Genomic DNA, 26,746 nt, shown 5'->3' with positions numbered 1-26,746 from the left:
TCGACTTTTCGGCCTTCGAAAAACCTTCCGGAACGCGTATTCACCCCGGCCGGAAATCGCCGTTGCGACCGCGCGAAAACCCGGTCGGCCCCGGAGCACATGGCGTGCGCTCCGGGGCCGACGGGTTCAGTCCCCCCTACGGAGCCGATGGAGTCAGACCCTCACGGGGCGGGGCACCACGTCACTTGTTGACGCAGGTGTTGCCGAAGGCGGGGTTCAGCAGCCCGATCACCGAGATCGTGTTGCCGCAGACGTTCACCGGCACGTGCACAGGCACCTGCACGACGTTGCCGGAAACGACGCCCGGGGAGTGCACGGCGGCACCCTGGGCACCGGAGTCGGCGGCGGCCACGCCGGCGCCCGCGAGAACCAGTCCACCGGTGGCAACCGCGGCAGCGACAACCTTCTTGATCATTATTCCTCCTCGTTGGCAAAAGCGATCTCTCTTGGTGATCGCATCACTTGTAACGAGGAGGGAGTAATGGAGCTACGAGCTTATGGTCGCATTCACTCTTCCTTGGTCACTTCCGCACACGCGGCCGATTATCCGGGCCCGGCCGGGCATTGTTCGAGCACTGTCCGAACCCGGAAAGCACCCGAAAACGCCTCAGGACGCGTCGATGAACCGATCGAGCACGCGTACGCCGAACTTCAGGCCGTCCACCGGCACCCGCTCGTCCACGCCGTGGAACATGCCTGCGAAGTCCAGCTCCGGCGGCAGCTTCAGCGGCACGAAGCCGAAGCCCCGGATGCCCAGGTCGTCGAAGGACTTGGCGTCGGTGCCGCCGGAGAGCATGTACGGGACGGCCTTGGCGGCCGGATCCTCCGCCAGCAGCGCGGACTGCATCGCCTCCACCAGGGCCCCGTCGAAGGTGGTCTCGACGGCCTTGTCGGAGTGCACGTCCTCGCGCCTGACCCTGGGCCCGAGGATCCGGTCCAGGTCGGCGAGGAACTCCTCCTCGTAACCGGGCAGGAACCTCCCGTCGACATGCGCGGTGGCCTCGCCCGGGATGACGTTGACCTTGTAGCCGGCGCCCAGCTGCGTGGGGTTGGCGGTGTTGCTCAGGGTCGCGCCGATGAGCTTGGCGATGCCGCCGAGCCTGGCGATCGTGCCGTCCATGTCCTCCGGGTCGAGCTCGGTGCCGAGCGCGTCGCCGAGTTCGTCGAGGAAGGCCCGGGTGGTCTTGGTCACCCGCACCGGGAACTTGTGCCGCCCGAGCCGGGCCACGGCCTCCGACAGCTCGGTGATCGCGTTGTCCCGGTGGATCATGGAACCGTGCCCCGCGGTGCCGGCCACGGTCAACTTCATCCAGTGCATGCCCTTCTCGGCCGTCTGGATCAGGTACAGCCGCCGCTGTTCGCTGACCGTGAAGGAGAAGCCGCCCACCTCGCTGATCGCCTCGGTGACGCCCTCGAACAGGTCGGGGTGGTGGTCGACCAGGTACCGCGCCCCGTACGTCCCGCCGGCCTCCTCGTCGGCGAGGAACGCCAGCACGATGTCCCGCGGGGGCCTGCGGCCGCTGCGCAGCCGGTCCCGTACGACCGCCAGCGTCATCGCGTCCATGTCCTTCATGTCGACCGCCCCGCGCCCCCACACGCACCCGTCCGCGACCTCGCCGGAGAACGGGTGGTGGGTCCAGTCGTCGGCGTTGGCCGGTACGACGTCGGTGTGGCCGTGGATCAGCAGCGCGGGCCGGGACGGGTCCTCGCCCTCGATGCGGGCCACGGTCGAGGCCCGGCCCGGGTGCGACTCGAAGATCTTCGGCTCCAGCCCCACCTCGGCGAGCTTCTCGGCGACGTACTCGGCGGCCCTGCGCTCGCCCGGCCCCGAGTGGTCGCCGTAGTTGCTGGTGTCGATCCGGATCAGCTCGCGGCAGAGGTCCACGACCTCGTCCTCGCCGGTGACGCCCCTGGCCGTGTCCGTCTCGCTCACGCTGCTTCCTCCCACTGTGCGCCGGTCGTCCACCACGTGTGCCGGTGGTCCCCTCATCCTCCCCCTCCCCGCGCCCCACCCCAAGAGCCCCGCCCCGTCACCCGCCGCGCGCACCGTCCGGCACGTGGGCCGGGTGATCGGGCCCGCCCGAAAGCCTGGTAATGTTTCCTTCGTCGCCGCGGGGGAACCCCGCACGACACACACCCCGTCCGGGTGGCGGAATGGCAGACGCGCTAGCTTGAGGTGCTAGTGCCCGTATAGGGCGTGGGGGTTCAAGTCCCCCCTCGGACACCACGTGGAAACGGTGTCGACCGGTGTCGGTCGGCACCGTTTCCTTGTGCCGTTGCACATGCGCCGCCATCGTTTCCCCGAGGGAACCCCCGGCTTCATTCGGTGGGGGAATCGCTTTCCGGCCCGTGGGTGGTTTTTGCGCGTCCCGCTAGGGACCGGTTCGGGCTGGACCGCGGCCTTCGGGCCGGAAGCCCCCCTCCTTCGGGTGGGGGAGCGGAGTCACGTGGTCCGTGAACCAGTCGCGGGCCAAGGCGGTCACCGTCTCCAAGGCGCCGCGCTCCTCGAAGAGGTGAGTGGCGCCAGGGACGACCGCGAGTCGGTTTTCGCAGGTCATCCGGGCCTGCGCCTGCCGGTTGAGGTCGAGGACCGTGAGATCGGCACCGCCGACGATCAGCAGCGTGGGGGCGGTCACCGCCGGGAGCCTCGCCCCCGCGAGGTCCGGCCGGCCCCCGCGGGAGACCACCGCGGCGACGCGGGCGCCGGATTCCGCGGCGGCCCAGAGGGCGGCGGCCGCGCCGGTGCTGGCTCCGAAGTAGCCGACGGCCAGGCCTTCCGCGGCGGGCTGGGCGCGCAGCCAGGCGGTGGCGTCGGTGAGGCGGGTGGCCAGCAGCTCGGTGTCGAACACGTTGGCGCGGTCCCGCGCCTCCTCCTCGGTGAGCAGGTCGAACAGGAGGGTGCCGAGGCCGGCCTGGTTGAGGCCCTCGGCGACGAAGCGGTTGCGCGGGCTGCGGCGTCCGCTGCCGCTGCCGTGGGCGAAGACCACGACGCCGGTGGCGTCGGGGGGCACGGTCAGGTGGCCGCCGAGGCGTACGGCGCCGGCCGCCACCTCCACCTCGCGGTCGGCCGGAGAGCGGCCCGCCGCCCGGTGGAGGAAGGTGACCACGTCCTCGTCGTCGAGCTGGGCGAAGTCGGCGTAGAACTGGCCGACCGCGAAGAAGTCCGCCGGCGTGGCGAGGCAGACGAGCTCGTCGGCCTCGCCGGCGAGCCGGTCCGTCCAGTCCGGTGGTGCGACGGGGACCGCGAGGACGGTCCTCGCCGCCCCGCGCGCGCGTACCGTGCGGCAGGCCGCCCGCGCGGTGGAGCCGGTGGCCACGCCGTCGTCGACGATCACGACGGTCCGGCCGACGACGGCGGCCGGGGGCCGCTCGCCCCGGTAGCGGGCGGCGCGCCGCTCGAGCTCGCGGCGCTCGCGCGTCTCGACGCGGGCCAGCGCCTCGGGCTGGACGTGGGCCGCGCGCAGCACCTCCTGGCCGAGGACGCGTACGCCGTCCTCGCCGATGGCTCCCATGCCGAGCTCCGGCCGGGAGGGCACGCCCAGTTTCCGTACCAGGCACACGTCCAGGGGTGCGCCGAGGGCCTCCGCGACGACCGCGGCGACCGGCACGCCTCCCCGGGGCAGGCCGAGCACCACGACGTCCTGGCCCCTGAGGTGGTCCAGGCGGGCGGCCAGTCGCCGGCCCGCTTCGATACGGTCCGTGAAGAGCACCGTCGGGCTCCTTCACTCCCTGGGCGACCACAGGGGGGCGGGTGGCGTCGCATCGGGCGCTCCCACCGCCTTGATGTCGCCGTTGGCGGCGCGCAGCAACTCGCGGCCCAGTGCGATCAGCGCGCGGCCGGCCGCGAGTTCGTCGCCGATCTCGGGCACGTCCCTGTCGTAGGGGTTGCGGCGGGCCTCCGCGCAGGTCTCCAGGACGTTGTCGCCGGTGTCCAGGACGATCCGGGCGGTGGTGTCCGGGTCGTGTTCGGACAGGTACAGGTTCAGCCGCCACTCCTTGGCGGACGGAGGCCGGTTGCCGACGGGTCGGGTCATCGTCGGTCCCTCCTCGGCTGTGGTGGGCTCGGGGTGCGGGGCACCCTCTTCCACTGTGCCCCCACCGGGCGCGTGCCGCACCGGTGGCGAGGTGCCCGGGGCCTGTCCGGCGGATCATGCCTCAGACTCGGGGGCCGGCACTCCCCCAAGCTCTCCGAGCAGGGGGACCCCCACCCCGAGCTCTTCGAGCAAGGCCCCAGCGGCCTTGTCGCCGGTCGCCGACTCCCCCGAGCTCTCGGCTTCGCTCGAGCAGGGGGACCCCATCGCCCCCGCTCACCGGGGCCGACAGCCGGCCGCCGTTTTCCTGCGGCTTGATCCGCCGGACAGGCCCTGGTCCGGCGCGGGCAGAATGAGGGCATGACCACGCGTTCCTGCCCGTGCGGGCTGCCCGGGCCGTACGAACAGTGCTGCGGCCGCTACCACGGCGGCGGCGCCGCGCCGACCGCGGAGGCGCTGATGCGATCGCGGTACTGCGCCTTCGTGCGCCGGGACGCGGAGTACCTGCTGCGGACGTGGCATCCGCGCACCCGGCCCGCGCGGCTCGACCTGGACGCGCGGATGCGCTGGACGGGTCTCGAGGTGCTGGACGCGACGGGCGGTTCCGCCTTCCACACGACCGGGACGGTGACGTTCCGGGCGTCCTACCGGGGTGGCTCGCTGTACGAGCGCAGCCGGTTCGAGCGGGTGGACGGGGCCTGGGTGTACGTGGACGGGGACTTCCCCGACGAGTAGGCGGCCGGGGTCTACGGCGCCAGGATGTCCAGTTCGTGCAGCGCGCCGACGGTGATCTCGCGGGTCAGGTGCTCGGCGCGGTCCGCGTCGCCCGCGCGGACCGCCTCGGCGACCTGCACGTGGAGGGTGACGGCGGCCGGGTCGGGGTCCTCGAACATGACCTCGTGGTGGGTGCGGCCGGTCAGGACCTCGGCGACGACGTCGCCGAGGCGGGCGAACATCTCGTTGCCGGAGGCCGTGAGGATCACGCGGTGGAAGGCGATGTCGTGCACCAGGTACTCCCGCAGCCGGTGGCCGCGTGAGTTGGCGACCATGCCGAGGGCGCACTCGGTGAGTTCGGCGCACTGCTCGGGTGTGGCGTGCTGGGCGGCCAGGCCGGCCGCGACCGGCTCGATCGCGGAGCGCAGCACGGTCAGGGAGCGCAGTTGCCGGGGGCGGTCGGCGCCCGCCATGCGCCAGCGGATGACCTGCGGGTCGTAGACGTTCCACTCCATCTTGGGCAGCACGGTCACGCCGACGCGGCGGCGCGAGGTGACCAGGCGCATGGACTCCAGGACGCGGACCGCCTCGCGCATGACGGAGCGTGACACGTCGAAGCGCTGTGCCAGCTCGTCGGTCCGCAGCACGCTGCCCGGCGGGTACTCGCCCGCGGTGATGGCGGGGCCGAGGGTGTCCAGTACGCGGCCGTGCAGCCCTCGGCCCGGTGTGCTCATGCCCTCAGGGTACGGCGTGGATCAAGGAATCAAAAAGTCAGACTTATAAGTCACACGCTCTTGAATTTGTCGTACCTATGGGTTTCAGTATGGCGGACGTCGGATGTCGACGTCGCATGTCGAGGAAGACAGCGAGGCAGTGATGCGCACCCCCCACGTCGTCGTGGTGATGGGCGTCGCCGGCACGGGCAAGACCACGATCGGTCCCCTGCTCGCCGCCCGGCTCGGCGTCCCGTACGCCGAGGGTGACGACTTCCATCCGGAGGCCAACATCGCCAAGATGACGGCCGGGACCCCGCTCGACGACGACGACCGGTGGCCGTGGCTGGACGCCATCGGCGCCTGGGCGCACGGGCGGGCGGAGCTGGGCGGGGTGGTGAGCAGCTCGGCGCTGAAGCGGTCGTACCGCGACCGGCTGAGGGCCGCGGCCCCCGGGATCGTGTTCGTCCATCTGACGGGCGACCGGGAGCTCATCGAGGACCGCATGGCGAACCGCCAGGGTCACTTCATGCCGACGGCGCTGCTGGACTCCCAGTTCGCCACGCTGCAGCCGCTCCAGCCGGACGAGCGGGGCGTCGCGGTCGACATCTCCGGCACCCCCGAGGAGATCACCGCGCGCGCCCTGGCCGCGCTGGACGACCTCGACAGCTCCACGCAGCCGACCCAGGCGCGGCCGCCCCAGCGGTAACGCCCCTCCCCCACGGTCGCCGACTGCGGCACACCTCTCCCCAACATCCCACTTCACCTGCAAGGGAACACCGTGACCAGACTCAGCGTCGAGATGCTGGCAGCGGACGCGCCCCCGCCGATCACCTCGGCCGGACACGCTCAGCTGGGCATCGCCGTCCTGGCGGGCATCGCCGTCATCGTCTTCCTCATCACCAAGTACAAACTGCACGCCTTCCTGTCGCTGACCATCGGGTCACTGGTGCTCGGCGCGATCGCCGGGGCGCCGCTCGACAAGGCGATCAGCAGCTTCACCGCCGGCCTGGGGTCGACGGTCGCCGGCGTGGGCGTGCTGATCGCCCTCGGCGCGATTCTCGGCAAGATGCTCGCCGACTCCGGCGGCGCCGACGAGATCGTCGACACGATCCTGGCGAAGGCCGGGGGGCGGGCGATGCCGTGGGCGATGGTGCTGATCGCCTCCGTGATCGGTCTGCCGCTGTTCTTCGAGGTCGGCATCGTGCTGCTGATCCCGGTGGTGCTGATGGTGGCCAAGCGCGGCAACTACTCCCTGATGCGCATCGGTGTCCCGGCGCTGGCCGGTCTGTCCGTGATGCACGGCCTGATCCCGCCGCACCCCGGTCCGCTGGTCGCGATCGACGCGGTCGGCGCCAACCTGGGCGTGACGCTGGCGCTCGGCATCCTGGTCGCCATCCCGACGGTGATCATCGCCGGTCCGCTGTTCGCCAGGTTCGCGGCCCGCTGGGTGGATGTCCCCGTCCCCGACCGGATGCTGCCCCAGCGCCCGTCGGAGGAGCTCGAGCGGCGCCCCAGCTTCGGCGCCACGCTGGCCACGGTGCTGCTGCCGGTGGTCCTGATGCTGGCCAAGGCCCTGGTCGACATCGTCGTGGACGACCCCGCGAACATGACCCAGCGCGTCTTCGACATCATCGGCTCCCCGATGATCGCGCTGCTCGTCGCCGTGATCGTCGGCATCTTCACGCTGGGCCTCCCGGCCGGGTTCAGCAAGGACCGGATCTCGCGGACCATCGACAAGAGCCTCATGCCCATCGCCGGCATCCTGCTGATCGTCGGCGCGGGCGGCGGCTTCAAGCAGACGCTGATCGACTGCGGTGTGGGCCAGATGGTCCTGGACATATCCAAGGACTGGTCGATCCCGGCGCTGCTGCTGGCCTGGCTGATCGCGGTGGCGATCCGGCTCGCGACCGGTTCGGCGACCGTGGCGACCATCTCGGCGGCCGGTCTGGTCGCCCCGCTCGCGGCCGACATGTCGACCACCCACGCCGCCCTGCTGGTCCTGGCCATCGGCGCCGGTTCGCTCTTCTTCAGCCATGTCAACGACGCCGGGTTCTGGCTGGTGAAGGAGTACTTCGGAATGAGCGTCGGACAGACGGTCAAGAGCTGGTCGGTCATGGAGACGATCATCTCGGTGGTCGCCGGTGCCCTGGTCCTGCTGTTGTCCCTGGTGATCTAGGAGTACGGCGATGACGGCTCACCCCCTCTTCGACATCAGCGGTCGTACGGCCCTGGTGACCGGTTCCAGCCGCGGTATCGGGCTGGCGCTGGCACGCGGGCTGGCCGAGGCCGGCTGCACGGTCGTCCTGAACGGGCGGGACGGCGGGACACTGGCCAAGGCCGCCGCCGAGTTGCCCGGTGACGTCCACACGGCCGCGTTCGATGTGACCGATGGTCCTTCGGTGGCCGCGGGGATCGCGGATGTCGAGGAGCGGGTGGGCCCGCTCGACATCCTCGTCAACAACGCGGGCATGCAACTGCGCGCGCCCCTGCTGGAGTTCACCGACTCCGACTGGCACCGGATCCTGGACACCAACCTCACCAGCGCCTTCCTCGTCGGCCGCGAGGCCGCGCGGCGGATGACCGGGCGCGGCCACGGGAAGATCATCAACATCTGCTCGCTGCAGAGCGAGGTGGTCCGCCCCGGCATCGCGCCGTACGCGGCGACCAAGGGCGCGCTGAAGATGCTCACCAAGGGCATGTGCGCCGACTGGGGCCCGTACGGGGTGCAGGTCAACGGCCTCGGCCCGGGCTACATCGAGACCGAGCTGACCAAACCCCTCGTCGAGGACGAGGAGTTCAGCGCCTGGGTGCGCCGTCGCACCCCGGCCGGGCGCTGGGGGCGTACCGAGGACCTGGTGGGCGGGGTGCTGTTCCTCGCCTCCCCGGCCGCGGACTTCGTCTCCGGGCAGGTGCTGTACGTCGACGGCGGCATGACGAGCGTGTTGTGAAAGGGGCGCCAGAGGTGCTCGGTTGTGTGATCCACGGTCAAGGGGACCTGCGTGTCGAGGAGCTGCCGGTGCCCGAGCCCGGTCCCGGGCAGGCGCTGGTCGCCGTCCGCTACGGCGGGGTGTGCGGCTCCGACCTCCACTACTGGCGCCACGGCGGGGTCGGCGACTTCCTGCTGAAGGAGCCGATGCTGCTCGGCCACGAGGTGGTGGGAACGGTCGTCTCCTACGGCGCCGGAGCCTCGGGCCCGGTCCCGGGTACGGCGGTCGCGGTGCACCCGGCGACCCCGTGCGGGGCCTGCCCGGAGTGCGCGGGCGGGCGGCGGAACATCTGCCGGGACACCCGCTACCTCGGCAGCGCGGCCCGCTTCCCGCACGTCCAGGGCGGCTTCGCGGCTCAGGTGATCGTCCCGGCCGAGCAGTTGCGGCCGCTTGCGGCCGGTCTCGAGCTGCGCCGGGCCGCTCTCGCCGAGCCGCTGTCGGTGGCGCTGCACGCGGTGCGGCGGGCCGGGGAGGTCGCGGGCCGGCACGTGCTGGTGACCGGCGCCGGCCCGATCGGCTGCCTGGTCGTCGCGGCGGCGAAGGCGGCGGGCGCGGCCCGGGTGACCGTCACCGACCTGCTGCCGCGGGCGCTGGAGTACGCCTCGGCCGCGGGCGCCGACACGGTCGTGCGGGCCGACGATCCCGAGGATGCCGGGTGGCCGTCCGAGGTGGACGTGGCCGTGGAGGCGTCCGGGGTGGCGGCCGGCCTGGACACCTGCCTGCGGCTGATACGGCGCGGCGGGGTCGTCGTCCAGCTCGGCATGCTGCCGCCCGGCCAGTCCCCGTTCGCCGGCAACCTCGTGGTGAGCCGGGAGATCGAACTGCGCGGAGCGTTCCGCTTCGACGAGGAGTTCGACGAGGCGCTGCGGCTTCTGGCCGCCGAACCCGTCTTCGACGAGCTGATCAGCGCGGTGGTCCCGGTCCGGGACGCGGAGTCGGCGTTCGCACTGGCGGCGGACCGCGGCCGGTCCTGCAAGGTGCTGCTGGACTTCGGCGCCTGAGCGGCGGTCACACGGATGGCACGGCCCACTCGTCGTTCACCGAGCGGCGGGTGGGCCGCACCGCGTGGGCCGGCCACGGGGCGACGGCCTAAGGCCGCCACAGCGGGTGTTCGTTGTCCGCCCATGCGTGGGTGACCAGGCCCGTGCGCAGGCCTCTGCGGGCTTCCGGGTCGCCGAGGGCCATGCCGATGTGGCCGGCCAGGACGATGCCGATGGTCAGGGCGAGCCAGTCGTGGACGAAGGTCGCGCTGGTGCGCCAGGCCAGGGGGGTGAGGTGGGTGAACCACATCATCAGGCCGGTGCCGAGCATGACGAGGCCGGCTCCGGCGATCCAGGCGGCGTAGATCTTCTGACCGGCGTTGAACTTGCCGGCCGGGCGCGAGGAACGGCGTTTGTCGCGGCACAGGGCGGCACGCAGCCAGAGACGGTCGTGCGGGCCGAAGCGGTTGAGGAAGCGCAGGTCGGCGCGGAAGGCGCGGGAGGCCAGGCCCAGCAGGACCGGTACGGGCAGGGCGAGGCCCGCGCACTCGTGGACGCGGACCACCAGCTCGCGGCGGCCCACCAGTTCGGCGAGCTGCGGGATGTACAGGCAGGCCGCCGTCACCACGCACACGCCCATGAGCGCGGCCGTGGTCCGGTGCACCCACCGCTCGGCCCGGGTGAAGCGGCGGACGCGGGTGCCGGCCGGGGCCGGGGTGTCAGCTCGTAGGGACATCGGTCCGTCCGTTGGAGCGGCCGACCCAGGCGTCGACGTCGTAGCCGAGGTGTTCCCAGTAGCCGGGCTCGACGCGGTCGGTGACGGTGATGCCGGAGAGCCACTTGGCGGACTTGTAGAAGTACATGGGGGCGACGTACAGGCGGACCGGGCCGCCGTGTTCGTGGCCCAGGTCCTTGTTCCGCATGCGCAGCGCGACCAGGACGTCGGAGCGGCGGGCCTGGGCGAGGGTGAGGCTCTCGGTGTAGGTGCCGTCGAAGCAGGTGAAGCGCACGGCTCCGGCCCGCGCCCGCACTCCGGCCAGGTCGAGCAGGTGGGACAGCAGTACGCCCTCGAAGGGCGTGCCGGGCACCCGCCAGCCGGTGACGCACTGGACGTCGCGGACCATGCGGGTCCGGGGCAGGGCCCGGAGGTCGGCCAGTGTGTACGTCGCCGGGTGGTCGACGAGGCCGTCGACGGTGAGGCGGTAGGTCGTGGCGTCCTTGTGCGGGACGGACGCGGCGACCGAGTAGTAGCGGAAGCCGCCGCCGTTCGGGAGCAGGCCGCTCAGGCCGGTGGGGTCCCTGCCGGAGACGGCACCGAGGATGCCCTCCAGGCCGCGTTGCAGCGTGGGTGCGGCGACCACGCCCAGCGCGCCGAGGCCGAGGGTGCCGAGGAGGACGCGGCGGCCTATCGGGCGGCCCTCCTCCTCGGGTGGTGGTTCGGGGTTCACCGGGTTCCTCCGAGGATGCTCCGGCCCTCAGGCCGGGTTGGGGGTACCGCCCGCTTGATCGGGTGAGCCACGTTTCGTGCGTTGCGAGAACCGAGCACGTACGACGTGTTGAGCGAGAACCAAGCCAGCACACCAACCCTCCGTTCCTTGGGGAAACCGGGCTGGTTCCAACCCGGCTGGTGTTGAGGGCGTCGGACTCGTTCGCTCGCTGAGCGAATGAGCGGCTCGAGCCAGGAATCTCCCTGCTTCGGCTGGGAGAGGGTTCAACCTTCATTCGAGCATCCGAGACCCCCGGGAGACCAGGGGTCACGGATGTTCGTCGGCCTTCCGCCATCATTTTTATGTGTTTCTCGGCGGAGGCATGCCTACGACGCCGCCTCCGCCGCCTTCTCCAGCTGGAACGCCTCGTTGCCCAGGCCGATGCGAGCGTGGGCCTCCGGCCGGCGGGAGCGCAGTACGGCGCCCTGGACCAGGCCGACGACGAGGGCGAGACCGATGATGCCGGGCAGCACCCGGCTCAGGGCCGAACCGGGGCCGGTGCCGACCAGGACGTCGAAGTCCTTGACGGTGTAGGCGGCGATCACCAGCAGGGCCAGGCCGGCCAGGGCGGAGGTCACCAGCCGCCAGGCCTGCGCGGCCGCCGCTCCGCGCCGTACGAAGAAGACGATCACCGACAGGGAGGCCATGGCCATCAGGACGATCACGCCGAGCGCGCCGAGGTTGCCGAACCAGGTGAACAGGTGCAGCACGGGCGCGGTCGGGTCGCCGGCCGGCTTGTCGTCAGTGGCCGCGAAGGCGATCACGACGACCAGCGAGACGATCGTCTGGGAGAGCGATCCGGTCGCGGGGGCGCCGCTGCTGCTGGAGGTGCGCCCGAAGGCCGCCGGCAGCAGGCCCTCGCGGCCCATGGCGAAGGCGTAGCGGGCGACGACGTTGTGGAAGCTGAGCATGGCCGCGAACATGCCGGTCACGAACAGCACGTGCAGGACGTCGGTGAAGGTGGCGCCGAGCCGGGACTCGGTCAGGGTGAACAGCAGCCCGGCGCTCTCCTTCTGCGCCGTGCCGACGATCGCCGAGGGGCCGGTGGCGACGGTGAGCGCCCAGCTGCTGATCGCGAAGAACACGGCGACGCCGCCGACGGCGAGGAACATCACGCGCGGGACCAGGATGTGCGGGCGGCTGGTCTCCTCGGCGTACACCGGGGCCTGCTCGAAGCCGAGGAAGGCGGCGATGCAGAAGCACAGCGCGGTGCCGATGCCGGCGCCGGAGAGCGTCTCGGGGTTGAAGGCGTGCAGGGACAGGCCCTCCTTGGCGGGGTCGGCGACCGCGGCCACGTCGAAGATCACGACGAGGACGACCTCGATGACCAGCAGCACGCCGAGCACGCGCGCGTTGACGTCGATCTTCAGCCAGCCGAGCACGCCGACGGCGGCCGCGGCGGCGAGGGCCGGTATCCACCAGGCGACGGTGAGGTCGGCGTAGGTGGCGAACAGGTTGGAGACCTCGAAGCCGAAGATCCCGTAGATGCCGGCCTGGAGGGCGTTGTAGGCGACGAGGGCGACCAGGGCCGCGCCCGCGCCCGCCGTGCCGCCGAGGCCGCGGGAGATGTACGCGTAGAAGGCGCCCGCGTTGTGGACGTGGCGGCTCATCTCGGCGTACCCGATGCTGAAGAGGATCAGCACCGTGCCGAGGACCACGAAGAGCAGCGGCTGGCCGACGATCCCCATCACCGCGAATGTGGTGGGCATGACACCCGCGACCACCATGAGCGGGGCGGTCGCGGCGAGGACGGAGAGCAGCAGGCCCCCCGTGCCGAGGCGGTCGGCGCGCAGGGCGCGCTCCTGGCCCTTGAAGGTGCTGATGCCGCCGGCGTCGGCGGTGGTTCTGCTCGTGCTCGAACTGCCCGTCGTCATCGGGGGTTCGTCCTTTCGGGGGTCGGGGTCGTCGGTCGTACGGGGGTGCGGGCTTGCGGGCTTGCGGGCTTGCGTTCGTGCGTTCGTGCGGCTCGGAGTCGTCCGGGTCGTGCGGCTCGGGGTGGTGCGCCGGCGCTCGTGGGGCGCTACACCGCGCCGAGGGCGCCGGCGCGGGCGGTGCGGAAGGCGGTGTACGGGTCCCGGTCGGGATACGACCACGGCACCGGGGTGGGGTGGTCGCCGATGCGGTGGAACAGGGCGGCGGCTTCGGCGCCCCGGCCCTGGCAGTGCTTGGCGTGGGCGAGGAAGTTCAGGTCGACCAGGCGGCGGGGGTGGTCCTCCTGCTCCCACTCCAGCCACCAGTCGAACGCGGCCTTCAGCACCTGCCGGGCCCGGCGGCCCGCCCAGTGCCCGGAGGCGACCGGTTCGGCGGGCAGGTGGCCGCCGGCGGCCAGGACGCGGTAGCGCTCGGCGTGCGCGACCACCGGGAGGATGGCCAGGGGCGAGTCGGCGGGCGCCTGCTCGGCGGCCCAGTTGGCGAAGTCGTACACCTCGTGGAGGGGGTCCGGGCCGGTGTCGGCGTGGCGCTCGGCGAGCCAGGACACCATCACGTGGTGGGCGTGGTGGTGGTCGGGGTGGCGGTGGCGGACCCTGTCGAAGAGGCGGGCCACGTCCTCCTCGCCGCCGAGGCCGCGCTCGAGCAGGAGCAGACCGAGCCATGGCGTGGGGTCGGCGGGCGCGAGGACGGCCGCCGCCCGGCAGGCCTCTCGGGCCGGGCCGGGTTTGCCCTTGCCGCGCAGGGCACCCCGCACCAGGGCCATGCCGAGCAGTACGGAGGCGTCGGCGGACTCGGGCTCGGCGAGCAGCCACTCGCGGGCCCAGCCGGCGGTGTGGGACTCCTCGGCGAGGACGGTGACGCGGTGCCCGCGGCGGTCCCAGTCGTCCCCGGTGCGGGCGAGCAGCGAGCGCACCGCCTGCCACCGGCCCTGGGCCAACGCGGCGCGGGTGGTGACGAGTTCCGTGTCGTCGAGAGCGGCGTCGAAGGCCTGGGCCGCTCGCTTGCGGCCGCGGCCGAGGGGAGGCGGGGGTGGGGGCACCGCGGAACTTCCTCACGCGCTCTTTGTCTGTGGCCCCGTCCGCCTCGGGGGGCGACGCCGCCCCGTTCGGCGCACTGGCCGCGGCCTGCTCGTCGGTCATCGGCTTGCCATCGGGTGATCACGGACAGCAAACCCCCAGCCAAGGCGTCACGTCAAGAGCAATCCGGGTATTACACGCGTCAACTGCCGTTGCCAGTACGTGACTTGTGGCATCCCCAGTCGATCGACTCCCCGGCGTCGACAAGCGGGCCACGGGTCACTCGTGTGGCGTCGTGTCGTGACCGGGTCGGCCGCCCGGATCCGGGTACTCCCACCGGCAGACAGCGCTCCGGGACGCTAAAGTCGGCCATTACGCAGCCCGTGGCCCGGCCGGATGATCGAGGTACACAGCGTGTCGGTTCTGGTTCTGAGTCTCGCCGTGAGTGCCGCCTGCTGCCTGGGCTTCGGGTTCGTACTGCAGCAGAACGCGGCCCAGCAGGCACCGCTCGGCGACTTCCTCTCCCCCCGGCTGCTGCTGGACCTGATGAAGGTGCCCCGCTGGCTCGGTGGGCTGGGGCTGATGGTCGCCGGCATGGTCCTGGGCGCCTTCGCGCTGGGCCGGGGCGAGATCTCGCTCGTGGAGCCGCTGCTGGCGACGAACCTGCTGTTCGCCTTCGCCCTGTCCCGCAGACAGACCAAGCAGCCGCTGGGCGGCCAGGGCTGGACGGGCCTCGCCCTGCTGGCGGGCGGGGTGACCGCGTTCATCGTGGCGGGCCGGCCGCGCGGCGGCAGCGTGGTGACCGACCCGCTGCGGCACTGGCTGGTCATCGGGGTGATGGTGGGCGTGGCCCTGGCGCTGACCACCTGTGCCAAGCGCTCGCGGCTGAGCTGGGGGCCGGTGCTGCTGGCGGTGGCCGCGGGGCTGCTGTACGGCGTGCAGGACGCGCTGACCCGGGTGAGCGGGCAGCGGTTCTCGGCGGGCGGCTGGACGGAGCTGTTCACCGGCTGGCAGCCGTACGGGCTGCTGGTGATCGGCGCCACCGGGCTGATCCTGGTGCAGAGCGCCTTCGAGACGGCGCCGCTGCGCATGTCGCTGCCCGCGCTGACCGCGGCCGAGCCGCTGGCCGGGATCGCCTGCGGGGTGGGCTTCCTCGGCGACCGCCTGCGCACCGACACCGGCGCCCTGGCCTGGGAGGCGTCCGGCCTCGCGGCCATCGTGACGGGCATCGTCCTCCTGGGCCTGCACCCGGCGATGCCACGCGGCAGGGCGGCCCCGGAACCCCAACGGGACCTCCAGCCCCGCTGACACACTGCCCGCGCGCGTCGCGGCGCCTGCTTGGATGGGTGGCCATGAGCGCCGCAGAAGAGATCCTCGACATCGTCGACGAGTACGACCGGGTCGTCGGACAGTCACCGCGCGGGGAGGCGTATGCCGAGGGGCTGCGTCACCGCTGCGTCTTCGTGCAGGCGCGGGATGCCGAGGGTCGGCTCTTCGTGCACCGGCGCACGCCCACCAAGCTGGTCTTCCCGTCGCTGTACGACATGTTCGTCGGCGGGGTCGTCGGGGCCGGCGAGGCCTACGACGACGCGGCTCTGCGCGAGGCCGAGGAGGAGCTGGGGGTGACGGGGCTGCCCCGCCCCGAGTACCTGTTCAAGTTCCTGTACGACGACGGCGCCGGCCGCACCTGGTGGTCGGCCGTCTACCAGGTCCGCTGCGACCTGCCCGTGCGCCCGCAGGCCGAGGAGGTCGCCTGGCACGACTTCCTGCCCGAGGACGAGGTGGAGCGCCGCCTGCGGGAGTGGGAGTGGGTGCCGGACGGGCTGGCCGCCTACGAGCGGCTGAAGGCGTACCGGTCCATGGGGTGAGCAGGCCCGTGGGTAAGGTCCCTCGCGTGATCGACTTCGTACGGAACGTCCGCCTGTGGTTCGCCCCCGAGGAGGTCCGGGAGGAGGGCCGTACCCCCGACTACCGCTTCTCGCTGGCGAACGAGCGCACCTTTCTCGCCTGGCTGCGCACCGCCCTCGCCCTGATCGGCGGCGGCTTCGCGGTGGACCAGTTCCTGCCCCACCTGCGCTGGGGCTGGCGCGTCGGGCTCTCGCTCGCGCTGCTGGCCGCGGGTGTGCTGTGCTCCCTGCGCGCGATCAACCACTGGGTGCGCTGCGAGCGGGCCATGCGCCGCGGGGAGGACCTGCCCGCCTCGCGCTTCCCGGCCGTACTGAGCCTGGTCGTCGCGGTCGTCGCCGTCGCCATGATCGTCGTCGTGTTCGCCGGATGGGCCGGATGAGCACGGGCGCGCGGGCCCCGGGCCGCGGCCGGGACCCCGGTCTGCAGCCGGAGCGGACCCGGCTGGCCTGGCGGCGTACGACACTGGCCGGCACGGTCGCCGCCGTCCTCGCCGCGAGGACGGCCCTGCAGGGCGGCGCGTCCGCACCCGGCCTCGTCGTCGGCGCCCTGTGCTGTGCCCTGTGGCTGGCCTTCCTCCTGCTCGCCCAACTCCGCATCCACACCCTCGCCCGGCCGGAGGACCCCCCGCCCCTCGCCGCCCGGCACGCCACGGCGGCGGCCCTGTGCACGGTCGCCCTGGCGGTCTGCGCGGCGGTGCTCGTCGTATAGCCAGGCGCTGCCCGGCGTCCAAGCCGTGTCCGGAACGCGTTGGTCCGCTTGTCCGGACGTCCGGAAAGGCCACGGTCGGACACGGTGTGCGGGATGCGCGGGCCGGTGGTGGTGGCGTCGGGTGATGGATGCCGCGTCCGCGGCCCGTGCCCTCGCCGGGCGGCTGTCCCCTCGCCGTGCCGGTACCAGCGGCATCCGTGGCGAGACGGAGCGGACGTCCGCCGGTGGCACGTAGCGACACCGGCGGGCCGGCGTGTCATCCGGTCGGACCTCTCGCGGGGCGCGCCCGGCACGGATGTGGCTGCATGGGTTCATCGGGCGGAGGCTGCGAACCCGTTCGACGGCGGGCCGGAGGAGGTGACGCGTGCCGGCGACACGGGAGGCGCCGGGCCCGTCCGACGAGGGAGCGCGGCGGACCCGCAGGAACCAGACGCGGCCCGCAGCTACATCATCCTGCTGTGCATGATCGTCTTCGTCGGCTTCCAGCAGTGCTGCATCTCCACCGTCACCTGGCTGCTGCTCTCCGAGATCTTCCCGCTGAGGATCCGGGGCTTCGCCATGGGAGTGGCCGTCTTCGTGCTGTGGGCGGTCGACTTCGCCATCTCCCTGCTGTTCCCGTCGTGAACGCCGCTGTCGGGCCGACCTGGACGTTCCTGGTGTTCGTGATGCCGGGAGTCGTCGCCATCGCCTTCTCCACCACCCAGGTCCCCGAGACCGAGGGCCACAGCCTGGAGGAGCCGGAGGACCGCTTCCGCGCCGCCGGCCGGCCCGCCACCGCCCACTGACACCACCGAAGAACACCGACACCACCGAAGAACAAGGAGCCACCTTCCGTGAACATCGCGATCATCGGAGCCGGCAACGTCGGCAGCGCCGTGGCCCGCGGCGCTGCCCGGGCGGGCCACACCGTCACCGTCGCCGCGACCGATCCCGCGCACGCGCGCACCCTGGCCGACGAGGTCGGCGGCACGGCAGCGGCAGACTTGGCCGAGGCGGTGCGCGACGCGGACGCCACCGTCCTCGCCGTCCCCTACGGCGCGCTCCCCGACGTCACCCGCGAGATCCGGGACGCGGTGGCCGGCAAACTCGTCATCGACGCGACCAATCCCCTCACCGCGGACGGCTCCGCACTCGCGGTCACCGACCGCTCGGGTGCGGAACAGACCGCCGAACAGCTTCCCGCAGCGCGGGTGGTGAAGGCGTTCAACACCGTGTTCGCCTCCCGCCAGGCCGACCCGGTGATCGACGGCATCCCCCTGGACGGGTTCTACGCCGGCGACGACGAGCAGGCCAAGAACACCGTCCGGGACCTCCTCGCCGCCATCGGCTACCGCCCCGTCGACGCCGGACCGCTCGCGGCGGCCCGCGCACTCGAACACCTCGCCTTCCTCAACATCAGCCTCAACGCACGCAACGGATGGCCCTGGCAGTCCGGCTGGAAACTGCTCGGCCCCACCACGGCCGGCCACTGACCACACGACCCCGCCCGGAGGCGGACCCCGGACGAGCGGGGCCGCCACATCGGTCGGGCGCGAGGACCTTCATGGGACCGCCCCTTCGGGGTACCCGCACGCCACACAAGCCGAATATCCCTGTATGCGCCGTTTGCGTGGAACGCTTGTCCGTCGTCAACCACCCATGCCCCCAGAGGTGACCCACCATGACCGTCCTCCACCAGGAACACGCGTCCCACACCCACACCCACGGCCCGGACTGCGGGCACACGCAGGTGCCGCACGGCGATCACGTCGACTACGCGCACGACGGGCACCTGCATCGCGAGCACGCCGGCCACTGGGACGAGTGCGAGCCCGGCGGCCACACCGCGCACGAGAGCCACGAGCACCAGCACGGCGAGAACTGCGGGCACGCGCGCGTGCAGCACGGTGACCACGTCGACTACCTGCACGACGGGCATCGGCACGCCGCGCACGACGGCCACTGGGACGACCACTGACACACCCCGGAGACCGTCCTCGGCAGCTCCCCGGCGCACCGCGCGGGGAGCTGCCGTACTGTCGTGGCGACGGTCATGTCCGGTTCGCGCACTGGACGGCATACCGACCGGTCGGCATCATGGTCGGGTCCCCTTCACCCGCACGTAGGAGCGATGATGAGCCCCGACCACCCGCCCGGACTCGATCTCGACCGGCTGCGCGGCCTGCTCGACCGAGAGCGGCCCGGCCTGGCACAGGGCCCCCTGACCGGCCGGCTGATCGAGGGCGGACGGTCGAACCTGACGTACGCGGTCTCGGACGGCACCTCGAAGTGGGTCGTACGGCGCCCTCCGCTCGGCCACGTCCTGGCCACCGCGCACGACATGAGGCGCGAGCACCGGGTGATCAGCGCCCTGCACCCGACCGACGTGCCGGTGCCGCGCCCGGTGCTGCTGTGCGAGGACGAGGAGGTGCTGGGCGCGCCGTTCTACGTCATGGAGTTCGTCGAGGGCACCCCGTACCGCACCGCCGACCAGCTCGCCCCGCTGGGCGAGGAGCGCACCCGGAACGCCGTGCTGTCGCTGGTGGACACCCTCGTCGAGCTGCACGCGGTGGACCCCGCCGAGGTGGGCCTCGCCGACTTCGGCCGGCCCGAGGGCTTCCTGGACCGGCAGCTGCGGCGCTGGGGCAAGCAGCTGGACGCCTCCCGCAACCGCGAGCTCGCCGGCATCGACGAACTGCACGCGGCGCTCGGGCGCGCGCTGCCCGACTCCCCCGCGCCGGCCGTGGTGCACGGCGACTACCGGCTCGACAACGTCCTGATCGGGGCCGACGACAGGATCGAGGCGATCCTCGACTGGGAGATGTCCACGCTCGGCGACCCGCTCACCGACCTGGGTCTGCTGGTGATGTACAGCACGCCGCCGGCCCTGCCCGACTCGCCCGTGTCCACGACGGCCTCGGCGGCCGGACATCCCTCTTCCGCCGAGCTGATCGAGCGGTACGCCGCGCGGTCGGGACGCGATGTCTCGGCCGTCTCCTGGTACACGGCGTTCGCCTGGTTCAAGCTGGCCGTGATCCTGGAGGGCATCCACTACCGGTACACACTCGGCCAGACGGTCGGGCACGGCTTCGACCGCATCGGCGACCTCGTCCCCGTCTTCATCGACCAGGGACTGACCACTCTGCAGGAAGGCTGACAGGACATGGACTTCGCGTTCGACGCGCGCACCGAGGAGCTGCGCGCCAGGCTCCTGGCCTTCATGGACGAGTACGTCCACCCGGCCGAGACGGTGGCGGAGGAGCAGCGGGCCGCGCTGGCCTCCCCCTGGGACACCCCGGCCGTGGTGGAGGAGCTGAAGGCCGAGGCGCGCCGGCAGGGCCTGTGGAACCTCTTCCTGCCGGACGCCGAGCACGGCGCCGGGCTGACCAACCTCCAGTACGCCCCGCTCGCCGAGATCACCGGCCGCTCCCCGCAGTTGGCGCCCACCGCCACCAACTGCGCGGCCCCCGACACGGGCAACATGGAGGTGCTCGCGCAGTTCGGCGACGAGCGGCAGAAGAAGCAGTGGCTCGAGCCGCTGCTCGCCGGCGAGATCCGCTCCGCGTTCGCGATGACCGAGCCGGAGGTGGCCTCCTCGGACGCCACCAACATCACCACGCGCATCGAGCGAGCCTCCGACGGCACAGACGAGTACGTCATCACCGGCCGCAAGTGGTACATCTCGGGCGCGATGAACCCGGACTGCAAGATCTTCATCGTGATGGGGAAGACGGACCCGGACGGGCCGGACATCCGCCGTCAGCAGTCCATGGTGCTCGTGCCGCGCGACACGCCCGGCGTCACGGTCGAGCGGGCGATGCGGGTGTTCGGGTACGAGGACCACTACCACGGTGGTCACGCCGAGGTGGTGTTCGACCACGCGCGTGTGCCGGTGTCCCACCTCATCGGCGAGGAGGGCGGCGGGTTCGCCATCGCGCAGGCGCGTCTCGGTCCGGGCCGCATCCACCACTGCATGCGGCTGATCGGCATGGCCGAGCGGGCGATCGAGCTGATGTGCCGGCGGGCGGTGTCCCGTACGGCGTTCGGCAAGGCGCTGGGGCAGCAGGGCGTGGTGCAGAACTGGATCGCGGACGCCCGGGTGACCGTCGAGCAGCTGCGGCTGCTGGTGCTGAAGACGGCGTGGCTGATGGACACCGTGGGCAACCGGGGTGCGCACACCGAGATCCAGGCCATCAAGATCGCCACGCCGCGGGCGGTGGTGGACATCATCGACCGGGCGATTCAGCTGTACGGCGCGGGGGGCGTCAGCCAGGACTTCCCGCTGGCGGAGCTGTACGCGGGGGCGCGCACGCTGATGATCGCGGACGGTCCGGACGAGGTCCATCAGCGGTCGCTGGCGCGGCGGGAGCTGAAGAAGTATCTGTGATGCCGGGGGCGGCCGGGGAAGGTTTTTCACCCCCGCCGCCCCCGCCCGTCCCGTTCCGGGGGCTGCGTCCCGGACCCCCGCTTCGGCCCTGAACGGGCCTCGTCCTCGGACTCCCCCAGACTCTTCGAGCAGGGGGTACCCCGGAACGGGCTTACTCGTTCACGGGCGCAGCGCTCGCAGCAGCAGGTCGGCCAAGTGGTCGGCGACCTCCTGGGGGTTCAGCGGGCCGTCGGGGCGGTACCAGGTCGACAGGTGGTGGACGGAGCCGAAGTGGTAGTCGACCACCAGGTCGGCCGGGGTCGCCGTGGAGAAGACGCCCGCCTGCTGGCCCTCCTCGATGAGCGCACGGAAGCGTTCGTGGTAGCGCCGGCGCTCGGCGCGCACCTGCTTGTTCTTCTCCGGGCTCAGGTGGTGCATCGAGCGGAAGAAGATCATCGCGTCGTCGAGGTTCTCGATGGTGGTCACCACCACGTCCGCCGCCGCGTCCCGCAGCCGCTTCTCGACCGGCTCGTCGGCGTCCGCGAAGGCGTCCAGCCGCTCCTGCTGGACGCGCAGCATGCGCGCGTACACCTCGTGCAGGAGGTCGTCCTTGGAGCCGAAGTAGTGGTAGAGCGCCCCCTTGGTGACGCCGGCCGCCTCGACGATCTCCTGCACGGAGGTGCGGTCATAGCCCTGCTCGGCGAAGAGCCGGGTGGCGGCGGCCAGGAGCCGCTGCGGTACCGGGGTGCCGCCTGAGTCCGTCGTCCTGGGCACCTGCCGCCACCTGCCTTTCGTGGTCCTGCTCGCTGTCGTGCGTACGAGAACGAAGTTCCCGACGGAGGATCTTCCCACTCGCCGCTTTCGGCAAGTCCGGCAGGATCTCGATGCCGAGGAGGGCGACCCGGGGACCGGCCGCGCAGCAGGGGGCGGTCAACGGGTCTCCTCCCATGTGCGCTGGATGTGGTTCATGTTCCTCAGCCAGCGGTCGGGGTGGGCGGCCCGGGCCTGGTAGAAACCGGCGACCTCGGGGTGCGGCAGGATCAGGAAGCGGTCTTCCTCCATGCCCTTGAACAGGGCGTCGGCCACGTCCTCCGGCTCGATCGCGGTCGGCTGGAGCACCAGGCCGCCCGCGCTGCCGGCGGCGGCCAGCATGTCGGTGCGCACACCCTGCGGGCAGATCGCGTGCACCTTGATCCCGCGGTGACGGTACGTCAGCGACAGCCACTCGGCGAAGGCGTAGGCGCCGTGCTTGGTGACGCTGTACGGAGCGGCGCCGATCATGGTGAGCAGTCCGGCCGCGGAGACGGTGGAGACGAACCGGCCGCTGCCGCGCTCCAGCCAGGCGGGGAGCAGTGCCTCGGCGGCGCGGACGTGAGCCATGACGTTGACGTCCCAGGCGCGCGCCCAGACCTCCTCGCCGGCCGCCTCCGAACCGGCGGAGGCCAGGCCCGCGTTGGCGCAGTAGACGTCGATCGTGCCGCCGAGCGCGTCGCGGGCCTCGGCCACGATCGCGGAGGCGTCGCCCGGCACCGCGATGCCGCCGATCTCCCCGGCGACGGCCTCCGTCTTCCCGGCGTCGAGGTCGTTGACGACGACCCGCGCCCCCTCGGCGGCGAACCGGCGGGCCAGCGCGGCGCCGATGCCCCCGCCGGCTCCGGTGACGACCACTCCCGCATCCCGCACGGCTTCCACCATCGGTCTCCTTCGACATGGCTGCGACACGAATCAGCTCCGTCGCGCCAGACTAACCGGTCGGTATGTAGTGGGGAAGAGATGTTCCCGAGGAGGGGCTGCCCGGTTCATTCCGTACCGGGCGGGCCCATGCTGGCGTGCGTGAGCATGACACCCGCCGCGATCACGGAGGTCACCGTATGAAGCCGTCCGGACGGAGCCTGCTCGCCACCACCGCCGCGGTAGCCGCCTCCGGAGCCGCGGCGGCCCCGGCACACGCGGACCCGGGGAGCGGCCGCCCGCTGCGGACGGGCTCCGAGCGTCTGGCCGACGACGGCTACGCGCCGCTGCGCGGGCAGCGGGTCGGGATCGTCACCAACCCGACCGGCGTCACCGCTCGGCAGCCGAAGCGGCCAGTTCCGGATGAACGGCTCAGAACGCCGCGGCACACTACTACGCTGCTGTGCCTCTACGGCTGGGCCGTGACGCGGGGCCGGCTCCCGCTTCGCCCCGGCCCTCGGCACGTGGCGGGCCGCGTCCGCCGGCGCGGCCCGCCACCGTCCGGTCTACCGGTGACCGGTGTACTCCACGACCTGCTGGTAGGTGGGCCGGTTCTGCCAGCTGATCCTGCCGTGCTTGATGCCGCCCAGGGGGCGCTGGACGATCGAGTCGGCGCACCACTGGTCGCCCGCCGGGCACTGGTCGTCGCCGGGGTAGACCTGGGCCGCGGGCGTCCCGGCCGCCTGCTTCAGGGTGCCGATCAGGACGTCCCGGCAGGCGCCGAGGTCGCCGTCGCCGCAGAACTTCCGCGCGAGCGGGCCCTGGACGGGCTCGCCGAGCACCGCCCGGATGTCCTTGTCGACATAGCTCCACCAACCGAACTGGAAGGAGCTTCCGGCGTGCGAGCCGGTCGGGCCGTGCCCGGCCGACGGCGACTCGTCGATCGGCAGGTTGGCGGTGAAGGCGGTGTAGAGGTCACTGCCGAGGCCCGGCTCGAACTCGGCCTTCACCAGCAGCGGCCACCAGGCGTCCAGGATCCGGACGGCGTCGGCGTTCGCGTACTTCCTGGCGCCGGCCGAGGTCTCGGTGCGCCGGGCGCCCGCGGCCAGCCAGGTCTGCAGCTTGCCCACGGCCGCCGCGGCCGTCGGGTCGGTGACCGGCGAGCTGTTGATCACCTTCAGCAGCTCGGGCAGCACGTCCTCTCCCCTGAGGTCGGCCAGGGCCGCGTCGGCCATCGCCTTCACCAGCGAGGCGCGGGTGACCCCGCCGGCCGCGACCAGCTCCCTCACCCGGTCCTCGAGCAGGTTGCCGCGGTGCACGGAGCCGCCGCCCCAGGGGGCGGAGGGGTAGTCCAGGGCCTGCTTGTTGTTCCAGGAGATGTAGTAGTCCTGGTCGACGGAGTTCGGGTGCGCGGAGGGCGGGGTGTAGTCGGCGGTGTTGGTCGCCGCGTCCCAGCCGCGCCACTCGTACACCGGCCGGGCCCACACCGGGAACTCGGCGTCCACGCCGCTCGCCCGTACCGGGTTGTCGCCGCTGTTGTAGTACGCGGTGCGCTCCGAGTCGGCGTAGAACCAGTTGAACGTGTAGTTGATGTGCTGCGCGGCCTTCTGGAAGTCCTCCGGGCCCTTGACGAAGTCGGGGTCGTTGAGCATCTGGAAGCCGATGATCGAGTCGGCCTCGTGCAGGAAGGAGGAGCGCAGGGTGGTGTAGGCGACCTTCTTGCCGCCGACGGTGGCGCGGTACTCGACGGGACCGTACTTGGTGCGCCACACGCGCATGGTGTAGGAGCCGGCCGCGGTCCCGTCGGCGACGGTGGGCTTCCAGGAGTTGGTCCGCTCGACCTTCTCCATGGCGGTGCAGGTGCCGCGGTACAGGTAGTGGTGGTCGTCCTGGCACAGTTCGACGGCGTAGGTGTCGATGATGTCCTGGCCGGAGGTCGTGGCGCTCCACGAGTAGTCCTGGCCGCGGCCGAGTTCGACGTACATGCTCAGGCCGGCGAAGGAGGCGCCGCGGGCGCTGAGGCCCGGGCCCTGGATCTCCTGGAGCATGAGCAGCTGGGGCGCGAAGTAGCCGGTCTGCGGGCCGAAGACGGCGACCGGGTGGCCGCTCGCGGTGTGCCTGCCGCTGACGACGAGGGCGTTGGACATGCCGCGCCGGGCGGAGGAGAGGGCGGTCTTCGCGGCCGAGGCGGAGGCACTCTTCGCGGCGGCGGTCGCCGCGCTGCCGGTGCGGTCGTGGACCAGCGGCTCCTGGAGCACGGAGCCGGCGTCGGGCAGGGCCGTGCCCCGGGGGTCGTCGGGCTTCCGGGCGTAGGGGTAGCTCTTGCCGTCGCGCAGGGTGAGGACGGCCTCGGGGTCGTTGCGCTCGCGGAAGGACTCCCAGAGCCGGGTGCCCTCCTCGACGCCGTACTTGGACTGGGCGGCCAGCAGGGACAGCGCGTTGTCGACCTCGCCGCCTCCGCCGGAGCCGAACAGGGCGCCGACCACGGAGGCCAGCGCGACCAGGTCGGTGACCTTGAAGTGCTCGATGGTGCCGGCGTTGGTGATCGAGTCCTTGTGGCCGGTCAGGACGTACTCGCCGGGGAAGTAGCGGCCGGAGTCGGAGGCGTCGATGTAGGCGTTGATGCCGTCGAGGTACGCGCCCACGTCGGCGAGGGCCTGCTGCCCGCGGGCGCTGCTCCGGGCCACGGCGTTGTCGATCTGCGCCTGGAGATCGGCCTCGGTGTACGGCGCGTTGCGCCAGAACTCCTGTTCCAGACCCTGGTTGGCGGGCGCGCCGCCGGCGAAGGAGGTCAGCTGTCCGCGGCCGACGTGCCGGAAGACGTCCATGAGCCACAGCCGGTCCTCGGCGGCGGCGTACCCGGCGCCGAACTCGGTGCCGTAGCGGGTGGTGCCCGTGATGTGCGGCACGCCGGTCTTCCTGTCGCGGACGATGGTCACGTCGCTGCGGCCCGCGGGTTTCACGGTGGAGGCGACCTGGCCGGCGGGGACTCCGAACGAGGCGTCGTTGAAGAAGGAGTTGATCTTCGCGTCGGTGAGCGCCGGGTAGCCCTTGGCCAGGTCGGCGTACGGGCCGAGCTGGTCCTCGGCGTGGCTGGGCTGGGTGCCGAAGGCCTGGTTGAGGAGGATCTGGGCGAGGGTGGCGTTGCCGTTCTCACCGGGCGGCAGGATGTCGGAGCACTGGCCGCCGCAGTAGTCGTTCGCGGCCGTCGCCCCGGTGGTCGCCCCGACTGCCGCCGCTTGGGAAAGCGGAGACAAAAGACCGGCAATGAGGACGCATACGGATGCGGCCTTCAGGAACCCGTGGAATCTGCGGGGAGTTCTCAGTCTGTCGAGCGCGATGTGTGGGGTGCGCCGTGGCATGGCAGCTCCTCCCGACGGAGTGGGGGGCGGGACGTTACCGCCGGTATCCCCGAGTTGGAAGATGAACATGCGTCACTTTTGGAGACACCTCGTGAAGGTCAACCAGGGCGGCGTTATGGAGGGCATCGGAAAACCGATGGAGCCGGATCGGATGTCGACACGTCTATTCGGCGACGTCGGTACGACGACTCCGTACGACGACGCCGCGGTGACCGAAGTACAGGTGCAGGTGTGACGGAGGTGCAGGGCGATGGCCGGTTTCCGGAGTCTGGCGAGACAGGTGAGGGATCCGCGGTGCGATCTGGCGCTGCGGCGCTACTCACTGCGCAAGTGCCTGGAGCGGTTCGCGCCGTACGGGCACAGGGCGACCTGGGACCATCTGTGCTCCAGGGCGGGGTTCGGCCCCGAGGACAGGTCCCCCGATCCGGCGCGGCTCGTGGCCGCACTGGAGGAGCTGGAGGAGGCGCGTTCGGTGTGGCTCGACTACGAGGTCGAGTTCGCCAGACGCCGTAAGAAGGAGAAGCACGACGGGCTGCGCAGGCCCGGCAGCGTGGACGACTGGCACCGGCTGACCTGGGGCGGCTTCGGGGTGGCCTGGTGCGACGACCCGCGGGTGCACCCGCGGGAGCCGCTGGCCGAGGTGCTGCGCCGGCTGATCGCCGCGCTGGAGCGCGAACCGGACGCGGCGTGCCCGGTGTGCGGCGGGGAGCGGCTGGTCTGGACGTACGACCTGGATCACGAACCGTCGTCCGGCCCGGTCTGCGTGGAGTGCGGAATCCTGGTCCCGCGCCCGGTCCTCACCCCAGAGGCCCTGGCGTACGCCAGGCGGGGGCAACTGCTGGTGTCTGCCTGAGTACGACGGGGGGTGCGCCGGGGATGCCGCACCCCT

General features: G+C 72.0%; 28 protein-coding genes, 1 tRNA gene and 1 pseudogene. 18 read left to right on the top strand and 12 right to left on the bottom strand.

Going from position 1 to position 26,746, the window contains the following annotated elements; all coding sequences use genetic code 11:
• Positions 1 to 181 precede the first annotated feature (181 nt).
• Positions 182 to 415: a chaplin ChpH gene (chpH, locus tag ACX25U_RS29065; RefSeq protein ID WP_454384315.1), complete on the bottom strand. Its 234-nt coding sequence runs from the start codon at positions 413 to 415 to the stop codon at positions 182 to 184.
• Positions 416 to 607: 192 nt separating this feature from the next.
• A complete protein-coding gene (locus tag ACX25U_RS29060) occupies positions 608 to 1,933 on the bottom strand; it encodes a M20/M25/M40 family metallo-hydrolase (RefSeq protein WP_454384313.1) in 1,326 nt (441 codons plus the stop codon).
• A gap of 207 nt (positions 1,934 to 2,140) precedes the next feature.
• Here ACX25U_RS29060 and ACX25U_RS29055 point away from each other — a divergent pair.
• Positions 2,141 to 2,227 (top strand) — tRNA-Leu (locus ACX25U_RS29055).
• A 145-nt stretch (positions 2,228 to 2,372) separates the two neighbouring features.
• On the opposite strand, the gene ACX25U_RS29050 is transcribed toward ACX25U_RS29055, so the two are convergent.
• Positions 2,373 to 3,710, bottom strand: a complete 1,338-nt coding sequence (locus ACX25U_RS29050; protein WP_454384312.1) for a phosphoribosyltransferase family protein — start codon at positions 3,708 to 3,710, stop codon at positions 2,373 to 2,375.
• A gap of 12 nt (positions 3,711 to 3,722) precedes the next feature.
• Positions 3,723 to 4,034 carry a dsRBD fold-containing protein gene (locus tag ACX25U_RS29045; protein WP_454384310.1) on the bottom strand — a complete coding sequence of 104 codons (312 nt, stop codon included), beginning with the start codon at positions 4,032 to 4,034 and terminating at the stop codon, positions 3,723 to 3,725.
• Positions 4,035 to 4,391: 357 nt separating this feature from the next.
• On the opposite strand from ACX25U_RS29045, the gene ACX25U_RS29040 reads away from it, so the two are divergent.
• The gene (locus tag ACX25U_RS29040) at positions 4,392 to 4,766 is read left to right on the top strand and encodes a YchJ family protein (protein WP_454384309.1); all 375 of its coding nucleotides are present in this window, start codon (positions 4,392 to 4,394) and stop codon (positions 4,764 to 4,766) included.
• An 11-nt stretch (positions 4,767 to 4,777) separates the two neighbouring features.
• On the opposite strand, the gene ACX25U_RS29035 is transcribed toward ACX25U_RS29040, so the two are convergent.
• Entirely contained in the window at positions 4,778 to 5,479 is a 702-nt protein-coding gene (locus ACX25U_RS29035; protein WP_454384307.1) for a FadR/GntR family transcriptional regulator, read from the bottom strand.
• A 142-nt stretch (positions 5,480 to 5,621) separates the two neighbouring features.
• Between ACX25U_RS29035 and ACX25U_RS29030 the strand changes: the two genes are divergently transcribed.
• The 4 genes from ACX25U_RS29030 (at position 5,622) to ACX25U_RS29015 (ending at position 9,449) form a co-directional block, all read left to right on the top strand.
• Complete coding sequence (locus ACX25U_RS29030) at positions 5,622 to 6,167, top strand: gluconokinase (protein WP_454394559.1); 546 nt, start codon at positions 5,622 to 5,624, stop codon at positions 6,165 to 6,167.
• Positions 6,168 to 6,239: 72 nt separating this feature from the next.
• Positions 6,240 to 7,637 carry a GntT/GntP/DsdX family permease gene (locus ACX25U_RS29025; RefSeq protein WP_454384305.1) on the top strand — a complete coding sequence of 466 codons (1,398 nt, stop codon included), beginning with the start codon at positions 6,240 to 6,242 and terminating at the stop codon, positions 7,635 to 7,637.
• 10 nt (positions 7,638 to 7,647) lie between these two features.
• Positions 7,648 to 8,409, top strand: coding sequence for an SDR family oxidoreductase (locus ACX25U_RS29020; protein WP_454384304.1), 762 nt, complete (start codon positions 7,648 to 7,650; stop codon positions 8,407 to 8,409).
• A gap of 14 nt (positions 8,410 to 8,423) precedes the next feature.
• On the top strand, positions 8,424 to 9,449 hold the full coding sequence (locus ACX25U_RS29015; protein WP_454384302.1) for an L-idonate 5-dehydrogenase: 1,026 nt from the start codon (positions 8,424 to 8,426) through the stop codon (positions 9,447 to 9,449).
• Between the two features lie 88 nt (positions 9,450 to 9,537).
• Here ACX25U_RS29015 and ACX25U_RS29010 read toward each other — a convergent pair whose 3' ends face one another.
• The 4 genes from ACX25U_RS29010 to ACX25U_RS28995 form a co-directional block, all read right to left on the bottom strand.
• Positions 9,538 to 10,164: a cytochrome b/b6 domain-containing protein gene (locus ACX25U_RS29010; protein ID WP_454384300.1), complete on the bottom strand. Its 627-nt coding sequence runs from the start codon at positions 10,162 to 10,164 to the stop codon at positions 9,538 to 9,540.
• Complete coding sequence (locus ACX25U_RS29005; RefSeq protein ID WP_454384298.1) at positions 10,148 to 10,876, bottom strand: molybdopterin-dependent oxidoreductase; 729 nt, start codon at positions 10,874 to 10,876, stop codon at positions 10,148 to 10,150. The genes ACX25U_RS29010 and ACX25U_RS29005 overlap by 17 nt, the downstream gene beginning before the upstream one ends.
• Positions 10,877 to 11,241: 365 nt before the next feature.
• Positions 11,242 to 12,789, bottom strand: a complete 1,548-nt coding sequence (locus ACX25U_RS29000) for an APC family permease (protein ID WP_454384296.1) — start codon at positions 12,787 to 12,789, stop codon at positions 11,242 to 11,244.
• A gap of 146 nt (positions 12,790 to 12,935) precedes the next feature.
• A complete protein-coding gene (locus tag ACX25U_RS28995; protein WP_454384294.1) occupies positions 12,936 to 13,886 on the bottom strand; it encodes a hypothetical protein in 951 nt (316 codons plus the stop codon).
• Positions 13,887 to 14,277: 391 nt separating this feature from the next.
• Between ACX25U_RS28995 and ACX25U_RS28990 the strand changes: the two genes are divergently transcribed.
• The 10 genes and pseudogenes from ACX25U_RS28990 to ACX25U_RS28945 all read left to right on the top strand — a co-directional run bounded on the left by ACX25U_RS28990 (position 14,278) and on the right by ACX25U_RS28945 (position 20,845).
• A complete protein-coding gene (locus tag ACX25U_RS28990; protein ID WP_454384292.1) occupies positions 14,278 to 15,171 on the top strand; it encodes a DMT family transporter in 894 nt (297 codons plus the stop codon).
• A 44-nt stretch (positions 15,172 to 15,215) separates the two neighbouring features.
• Entirely contained in the window at positions 15,216 to 15,731 is a 516-nt protein-coding gene (locus ACX25U_RS28985; RefSeq protein ID WP_454384290.1) for an NUDIX hydrolase, read from the top strand.
• Positions 15,732 to 15,757: 26 nt separating this feature from the next.
• Positions 15,758 to 16,150: a YidH family protein gene (locus ACX25U_RS28980; protein ID WP_454384288.1), complete on the top strand. Its 393-nt coding sequence runs from the start codon at positions 15,758 to 15,760 to the stop codon at positions 16,148 to 16,150.
• On the top strand, positions 16,147 to 16,479 hold the full coding sequence (locus ACX25U_RS28975; protein ID WP_454384286.1) for a DUF202 domain-containing protein: 333 nt from the start codon (positions 16,147 to 16,149) through the stop codon (positions 16,477 to 16,479). The genes ACX25U_RS28980 and ACX25U_RS28975 overlap by 4 nt, the downstream gene beginning before the upstream one ends.
• A gap of 93 nt (positions 16,480 to 16,572) precedes the next feature.
• Positions 16,573 to 17,103 (top strand): MFS transporter, encoded by a 531-nt coding sequence (locus ACX25U_RS28970; protein WP_454384284.1) that lies wholly within the window; start codon positions 16,573 to 16,575, stop codon positions 17,101 to 17,103.
• On the top strand, positions 17,100 to 17,264 hold the full coding sequence (locus ACX25U_RS28965) for a hypothetical protein (protein ID WP_454384282.1): 165 nt from the start codon (positions 17,100 to 17,102) through the stop codon (positions 17,262 to 17,264). Before ACX25U_RS28970 ends, ACX25U_RS28965 begins: the two co-directional genes overlap by 4 nt.
• Positions 17,265 to 17,309: 45 nt before the next feature.
• Positions 17,310 to 17,951 (top strand): annotated as a pseudogene (locus ACX25U_RS28960) (NADPH-dependent F420 reductase); the annotation flags it as partial.
• 188 nt (positions 17,952 to 18,139) lie between these two features.
• Positions 18,140 to 18,436 (top strand): hypothetical protein, encoded by a 297-nt coding sequence (locus ACX25U_RS28955; protein ID WP_454384280.1) that lies wholly within the window; start codon positions 18,140 to 18,142, stop codon positions 18,434 to 18,436.
• 156 nt (positions 18,437 to 18,592) lie between these two features.
• The gene (locus tag ACX25U_RS28950; RefSeq protein ID WP_454384279.1) at positions 18,593 to 19,615 is read left to right on the top strand and encodes a phosphotransferase family protein; all 1,023 of its coding nucleotides are present in this window, start codon (positions 18,593 to 18,595) and stop codon (positions 19,613 to 19,615) included.
• A 6-nt stretch (positions 19,616 to 19,621) separates the two neighbouring features.
• Positions 19,622 to 20,845, top strand: coding sequence for an acyl-CoA dehydrogenase family protein (locus ACX25U_RS28945; protein WP_454384277.1), 1,224 nt, complete (start codon positions 19,622 to 19,624; stop codon positions 20,843 to 20,845).
• A 159-nt stretch (positions 20,846 to 21,004) separates the two neighbouring features.
• On the opposite strand, the gene ACX25U_RS28940 is transcribed toward ACX25U_RS28945, so the two are convergent.
• The 3 genes from ACX25U_RS28940 to ACX25U_RS28930 form a co-directional block, all read right to left on the bottom strand.
• Positions 21,005 to 21,598 carry a TetR/AcrR family transcriptional regulator gene (locus ACX25U_RS28940; protein ID WP_454384275.1) on the bottom strand — a complete coding sequence of 198 codons (594 nt, stop codon included), beginning with the start codon at positions 21,596 to 21,598 and terminating at the stop codon, positions 21,005 to 21,007.
• A gap of 156 nt (positions 21,599 to 21,754) precedes the next feature.
• Positions 21,755 to 22,519 (bottom strand): SDR family oxidoreductase, encoded by a 765-nt coding sequence (locus ACX25U_RS28935; RefSeq protein ID WP_454384273.1) that lies wholly within the window; start codon positions 22,517 to 22,519, stop codon positions 21,755 to 21,757.
• 542 nt (positions 22,520 to 23,061) lie between these two features.
• Positions 23,062 to 25,857: a penicillin acylase family protein gene (locus ACX25U_RS28930; RefSeq protein ID WP_454384272.1), complete on the bottom strand. Its 2,796-nt coding sequence runs from the start codon at positions 25,855 to 25,857 to the stop codon at positions 23,062 to 23,064.
• A 91-nt stretch (positions 25,858 to 25,948) separates the two neighbouring features.
• Between ACX25U_RS28930 and ACX25U_RS28925 the strand changes: the two genes are divergently transcribed.
• Entirely contained in the window at positions 25,949 to 26,092 is a 144-nt protein-coding gene (locus ACX25U_RS28925) for a hypothetical protein (protein ID WP_454384270.1), read from the top strand.
• 15 nt (positions 26,093 to 26,107) lie between these two features.
• On the top strand, positions 26,108 to 26,710 hold the full coding sequence (locus ACX25U_RS28920) for a hypothetical protein (RefSeq protein ID WP_454384268.1): 603 nt from the start codon (positions 26,108 to 26,110) through the stop codon (positions 26,708 to 26,710).
• Positions 26,711 to 26,746: the final 36 nt, after the last annotated feature.

It is taken from the genome of Streptomyces sp. JNUCC 63, from assembly GCF_054366325.1.
Note: the sequence above shows the minus strand (reverse complement) of the source record. Positions and strands in the feature narration are given on the sequence as shown.